The organism is Arthrobacter sp. TB 26, from assembly GCF_000427315.1.
Taxonomy (GTDB): Bacteria; Actinomycetota; Actinomycetes; order Actinomycetales; family Micrococcaceae; genus Arthrobacter.
Genome location: NZ_AUPJ01000219.1, coordinates 1 through 5,677 on the forward strand (window position 1 = coordinate 1; position 5,677 = coordinate 5,677).

At 67.1% G+C, this 5,677-nt stretch carries 5 protein-coding genes and 2 pseudogenes; 4 read left to right on the top strand and 3 right to left on the bottom strand.

Translation table 11 applies throughout. The features are described 5' to 3' along the window. Positions 1–609, top strand: a 609-nt coding sequence (locus tag K789_RS0107750; protein ID WP_024366260.1) for a thiamine pyrophosphate-binding protein, incomplete at its 5' end; no start/stop codon positions are given. A 118-nt stretch (positions 610–727) separates the two neighbouring features. Here the strand turns inward: K789_RS0107750 and K789_RS0107755 are convergent. From K789_RS0107755 to K789_RS23975, 3 genes and pseudogenes are all read right to left on the bottom strand, one after another. Next, a pseudogene (locus K789_RS0107755) lies at positions 728–1,216 on the bottom strand (integrase core domain-containing protein); the annotation flags it as partial. A gap of 12 nt (positions 1,217–1,228) precedes the next feature. Further along, positions 1,229–1,474, bottom strand: a pseudogene (locus K789_RS25610) (TraG/TraD/VirD4 family protein); the annotation flags it as partial. 472 nt (positions 1,475–1,946) lie between these two features. Further along, positions 1,947–2,741 (bottom strand): GntR family transcriptional regulator, encoded by a 795-nt coding sequence (locus K789_RS23975; protein WP_192815745.1) that lies wholly within the window; start codon positions 2,739–2,741, stop codon positions 1,947–1,949. Between the two features lie 132 nt (positions 2,742–2,873). Between K789_RS23975 and K789_RS0107765 the strand changes: the two genes are divergently transcribed. The 3 genes from K789_RS0107765 (at position 2,874) to K789_RS0107775 (ending at position 5,625) form a co-directional block, all read left to right on the top strand. Further along, on the top strand, positions 2,874–3,716 hold the full coding sequence (locus K789_RS0107765; protein WP_024366263.1) for a nitrilase-related carbon-nitrogen hydrolase: 843 nt from the start codon (positions 2,874–2,876) through the stop codon (positions 3,714–3,716). A gap of 137 nt (positions 3,717–3,853) precedes the next feature. Further along, on the top strand, positions 3,854–4,813 hold the full coding sequence (locus tag K789_RS0107770; protein ID WP_024366264.1) for an ABC transporter permease: 960 nt from the start codon (positions 3,854–3,856) through the stop codon (positions 4,811–4,813). Continuing rightward, positions 4,810–5,625: an ABC transporter ATP-binding protein gene (locus K789_RS0107775; protein WP_024366265.1), complete on the top strand. Its 816-nt coding sequence runs from the start codon at positions 4,810–4,812 to the stop codon at positions 5,623–5,625. Before K789_RS0107770 ends, K789_RS0107775 begins: the two co-directional genes overlap by 4 nt. Positions 5,626–5,677 lie beyond the last annotated feature (52 nt).

A 5,677-nucleotide genomic window follows, 5' to 3' on the forward strand; every position in this document is an offset into this window, starting at 1 on the left:
CCCGCCGTCGGGGCCCTGGTCTGGAAGCACTCACGCGCACAGCTGGTACTCGGCTCCTCCAACGGCATCCGCGATGTCGACTTCGCCGGCGCACCCGCCCCGGAGCCGGCCGCCACGGTCTTCGCCAACCGCGGCCTGTCCGGGATTGACGGAACCATCGCCACTGCAACCGGCATCGCACTGGGCGGCCGGCAGGAAACCACGGTGCTGCTGGGCGACGTCACCTTCCTGCACGACGCCGGCGGGCTGCTGCTCGGCGCCGGCGAAGAGGAGCCCGCACTGCGGATCGTGGTCCTCAACGACGCCGGCGGCGCCATCTTCGGGCTGCTGGAACACGGCGCCGTCGAAGCCGCGGGCCGCTACGGAACCGCCGTCGAACGGCTCTTCGGCACGCCGCACAGCGTAAACATCGCCGGACTCGCGGCCGCCTACGGCGTTGCGCACCGTCGGGTCAGTACGACGGCGGAGCTCGCGGGGGCGCTGGCGGAGCCGTGGGAGGGCCGCAGCATCATCGAGGTCCGGACGGAGCGGCGCGGGCTGCGGGAGTTGCACGCACGCATCAGGTCCGCCGTGGGCGCCGCGGCAGCAGGGGTGCTCGCCGCGGAGTAGGCCTGGGCGGCCGGGTAAGCCGGGCGGCACGGGATGAGGTGGCGCACCCGCGGCCTGGCGACGCGCCTCGAGCTTGGCGAGGCGCAAGATACCGTGCGCGGCCCGAATACCCGCCGCGTCAGGACTTTCGCGCCGCGCGGCTTGCTGGTGGCTGACCCTTAAGTGAGGTGTGGCCTCGTCGATGATTGTAGTCATGGGGCCAGCCCGGGAAAGCGGCAACGCGCTCGGCCTCTGAGGCGTAGGGGCGGGCGTAGGCCCATTCCTCGAGCATCGTGCGGTTGAAGCGCTCGACTTTGCCGTTGGTCTGGGACCGGTAGGGCCGGGTTCGTTTGTGTGTGATGTCCGGGCCCAGGGCGTCTTTGAAGGCGTGTGAGCGGTAGCACGAGCCGTTGTCTGTCAGTACGCGCTTCACGGTGATGCCGGCGGCGGTCTCTTTCTTCTCGTCTTCGAGGATCTCGGTGTAGGCGAAGCGGGAGTGGTCATCCACGGCGTTGTGCAGGTAGGCGTAGCCGGGGCGCCGGTTCGCCGCGGTCCCTGTCTTGTTTTTCTTGCCCGCCGCCCGGTCCATGGCGCGGTGGCCGCCGCCATCAGGGAGGTAGCCGACTTCGGAGGTGCCGCCGCCGTAGATTTTCACGTTCGACGCGGACCAGAGCTTCCTCATGCCTTCCAGGGACCAGACCTCCACGCCCTGGGACCAGGACTGCAGGATGGTCATGAGGATGATCCCACGCGAGCCGTAGTGGCTGTACTGGTCCGGCAGGGCCTTCCACCGGCAGACATTCGCAGCCTCATCGAGGATCCCGAGCAGCGGTGTCGCGAGCCGGCCGCCGGGCTGGGAAGTGGCGTACTTTTCGGCGGCTTCCACGACGGCGACGGTCAGTGCGGTGACGAGGGGGCCGGCGGTGCCGACATCTTCACGGGAGGCGCTCTCCGCGGACGCTGTTTGAGGACATGCTCACGGGCTGGAAACAGCAGCAGCTGGCACGAAACTTTACGGCCGGCACGATCCGGGAACGTGAACGGCTGGTCCGCCGGTTCATGGATCACAGCGAGTGGAGGCGTCTTGGCTCCCGATTGGCGGGACGATGGCCCCATAGTTGTAGGCCTTCTCAGAGGACTGGACCTGGCTGACGAAGCAGAAGCCCCATTCGTCGAAGACGTTCAGTATGGGCGCCATCGGTACGCGAGCGTCTCGCGGAGGTGTTCGCCAGGGTCCGCCTTTCTTGGTTCTCGCCCAGGCCTATTGATGCTCGCCGTGCATCGATCTCCCTTAATATCGAACCGTCCGAACCAGCGGGGAGCATCTGCTGCTGAACTACTTCCAGGATGGCGTCCGCTTATCGCATGCGCCGCATCGTAAATTGGAAGTATTCGCTCAGCATCCAGGCCTGGCTCCAGTTGATGATCCGGCCTTGGTCGGTGCAGGTCAGTTCGTTCATATAGAACGCCGGACTGCCCGCTGGCACGTTGAGGTGGGCGGCGGTCGCCTCGTCCAGCGGGACGGCGGCAACTTCACAGTCGCTGTAGGAAACGTCCAGTTCCTCGTGATCGAGCAGGATGTCCAGCACGGATCCGTCAAAGGCGCTGCGGACGGTGGCGGGCGGCAGGACATCGTAGGGGACGACGTCGATGATCCAGCCGACGCGGTCCTTGCCGTAGGCCTTGACCCGTTCAATTACCAGTGCGCCGCTGCCCTGCGGGCGGTCCAGTTTGGCCGCACTCTCAGCATCGAGCTCGGTGTCGAAGATCCGCAGATCCAGGGATGAGACCTCGGTGCCTTGTTCGGCCGCGAATTTCTCGAACGACTGCAGTTTGAGCAGTCCCGAGGACAGGGTCTGCGGACGTGGCAGAACCAGTGATCCGCGGCCTTGGCGGCGGTGGATGTACCCGGCCTCCTGCAGGCTGGACAGTGCCGAGCGCACCGTGATGCGTGAAACCTGGTAGCGCGCGCACAGGGCCGTCTCGGTGGGGAGGTAGTCCCCCGCACTGACGGCCCCCGGCAGGATCAGTTCCTGCAGGATGGCAGTCCGCACTTCATCCGCCAGCGTCTGTCGGGCCCCCCGGACGGACGTGGGCGGAAGCTGGGCGCCGCGACTGCCGAGGGGCTGGCCGGAATCGGTCGTAGTAGGCATGCCCACATAATTGCACACAAATATTACATATGACTGTTGTTGGTTGACTGCCAAATTGGCATAGTCGGACATTACAGGCTCCCAGTGGGCGTCTCACGCGGCTTGGGGGCTTCATCTCGAAAGGGGCATTCCATGTCTGCACCCGGCACCACGGCGTTCACAGTCGCCTGCGTCCAAACGGAACCGGTGCTGGGGGACATCGAGGCCAATATCCACCTAACGGTTGCCGGGCTGACCGAGGCTGCCGCTGCCGGCGCGAGGCTGGCTGTCCTGCCGGAGGCCGCGAGCTCGGGCTACATGTTTCGTAACACGGCTGAAGCAGCCGCAGGCTCCCAGTCGGTACACGGAGGCCCCACGATCCGGGCCTGGGCGCAGATGGCGCGTGATTCGGGCATGTGGGTCTGTGGCGGTTTCGTCGAAAACGACGGCGGGACGCTCTACAACAGCGCCGCGCTGATCGGGCCCGACGGTGTGGCGGCCGTCTACCGGAAGGTTCACCTTTGGGGCTGGGAGAAGTCACTCTATGCCCCTGGCAATCTCGGATTTCCCGTGACCGCGACGCCGTTCGGCCGCATCGGCATGGGCATCTGCTACGACGCCTGGTTTCCCGAAACGTTCCGCAGCTCCGCGCTGGCGGGTGCCGACGTCGTCTGCCTTCCCAGCAACTGGGTGCCGGTGCCCGGTCAGCCAGGGGGGTTGCTGATGGCCCACATGATGTCCATGACCGGCGCCAACAGCAACGAGCTGTACGTCCTGGCCTGCAGCCGCTCCGGGACCGAGCGCGGCCAGGAGTTCCTAGGGTCCAGCGTGGTGACAGATCCCGGGGGCTGGCTCGTGGCCGGTCCGGCGCCCCGTGAGGGTGCGGCCGTCATTACAGCCGCTATCGACCCCGCCGCGGCGCGGGCTGCCCGCCTCGCGGCGCCGTTCAATCAGCCCGTCGCCGACAGGCGCCCCGAGGCCTACCGGACCCGCTGACGCCCCTCTAGCGGTGCGGGCGGGGTTTACATGTTGTTTACATTGTAAGTCGTCAGTTGTCATATAACTGCTAAATACTGGTTCTCAAGAAGATCCCCGGTCTGGAATCGCTCCGGACCGGCGGGTGAAGCATCTAGATGCGAGAGGACCAGGTGAACGTGGTCGAAACGATAGAGCCGGAGATCATCGCTGGCATGCCGCGGTCATCCGCGGCGCGGCGGCCGTCAGCTGCGTCCGCCCACAGGCTCCGGTGGCTCCGCTCCGCGCTGGCGACGGTGGCGGTGTTCGTGGGCCTTGGCGTGCTGTGGGAGGCCTACAAGGCGGCCGGACGGGCCGCCGGGGATGTGATCCCGGGAACGTCAATCGCCTTTCCGGTCCCCACGACGGACGATGCCATGCCGCATCTGATGACGATCGTCAACGCCCTGCTGTCCCCCTCAACCCGGGCCGGCGGCCAGACCCTCCTGGCCTACTATCTAGACGAAACCTCGGTCACGCTCCGCGAATCGCTTTATGGGGTGGTGGCCGGCGGCCTGATCGGTGTGCTGGTGGCAATCCTGTTGCGGGAGTCAAAGTTCCTGACCCGCGGCGTGCTGCCGTGGCTGGTGGTCTCGCAGACCATCCCGCTGGTGGCCCTGGCCCCACTCATGATCGTCCTGGTGGGAGCGACGGGGGCGCCGAGCTGGGTGGCGATCACAGTGGTGGCCGCCTACCTGTCCTTCTTCTCCGTGACCGTCAATATGCTCACGGGGCTCAATTCGCCTACAGCCGTGCACGTGGAGCTCATGCGCTCGCTGGCGGCGCCCCGGTGGTTCACACTGCTCAGGCTCAGGCTGCCAGCGGCGCTGCCCAGCCTCTTCACCGGCCTCCGGCTGGNGGCCGCCACCGCCTCGGTGGTCGGGGCGGTGACCGGTGAGCTGACTGCCGGCACCGGCCGCGGAATAGGCCGCGCGATCCTCACCGCGGCCTATTACTACTCGAACGCCCCGGAAAACCTTTATGCGGCCGTCCTCGTCGCGGCCATCGCCGGAGTCCTATTCGTCCAACTCATCAATGCCGTGGAGTACTTCACGCTGCGCACCAGGAGAGTCCGATGACATCCCCCACCCCCATCCCGGCTGCCCCCGCAATCCGCGTCAGCGGGGCCGGCAAAGTGTTCCGGGCCTCCGGGCGCGACGTCACGGCGCTGACCGGCGTCGAACTCGACATCGCCGAAGGCGCGTTTGTCTCGCTGCTGGGGCCTTCCGGCTGCGGCAAGTCGACGCTGCTGCGGCTCATCGCGGACCTGGAGGAGCCCACCACGGGCGCAGTTGAGGTTCACGGCCGCCCGGCCGCCGAGGCGCGGCGAGCCCGCGACTACGGCATGGTCTTCCAGCAGCCCGGCCTCATGGACTGGTTGTCCGTCCGTCAGAATGTGGAACTCCCGCTCCAGGTCCAGGGCGTCAAGCGCGCCCGGCGCCGGGCCGTTGCCGACGAGATGTTGGATTTGGTTCGCCTCAGCGATTTCGGCGGCCACCGGCCGGCCCAGCTCTCGGGCGGAATGCAGCAGCGCGCGGCGATCGCCCGGGCATTGTCCTTCTCACCGCGCCTGCTGCTCATGGACGAGCCGTTCAGCGCCCTGGATGAGATGAACCGGGAGTACATGCAGGCCGAACTGCGCCGCATTTGGCACAGCACGCAGACCACCGTGGTGTCCGTGACGCACAGCGTGCCCGAAGCCGTCTTCCTCTCCACCGAAGTGGTCATCATGTCCCCGCACCCGGGCCGCATCGCCGAACGCATCACGGTCGACCTTCCCGACGTCCGGACGGTCGAAACCCGCACGTCGCAGAAGTTCTACGAGATCGAGACCAGGGTCCGCCGGGCACTGCACGGAGTCCTGGACTCGGCCATCGGGAGCGTGGCATGAGCTCGGGGCAGCTGCAGGGCAGGGCCCCCGGCCCGGCGATCGGTACCCGTCC

Excerpts from the sequence above, each read along its gene's own strand:
- K789_RS23975 (WP_192815745.1), bottom strand. The coding sequence starts at position 2,741 with ATGCCTACTACGACCGATTCCGGCCAGCCCCTCGGCAGTCGCGGCGCC.
- K789_RS0107765 (WP_024366263.1), top strand. The coding sequence starts at position 2,874 with ATGTCTGCACCCGGCACCACGGCGTTCACAGTCGCCTGCGTCCAAACG.
- K789_RS0107775 (WP_024366265.1), top strand. The coding sequence starts at position 4,810 with ATGACATCCCCCACCCCCATCCCGGCTGCCCCCGCAATCCGCGTCAGC.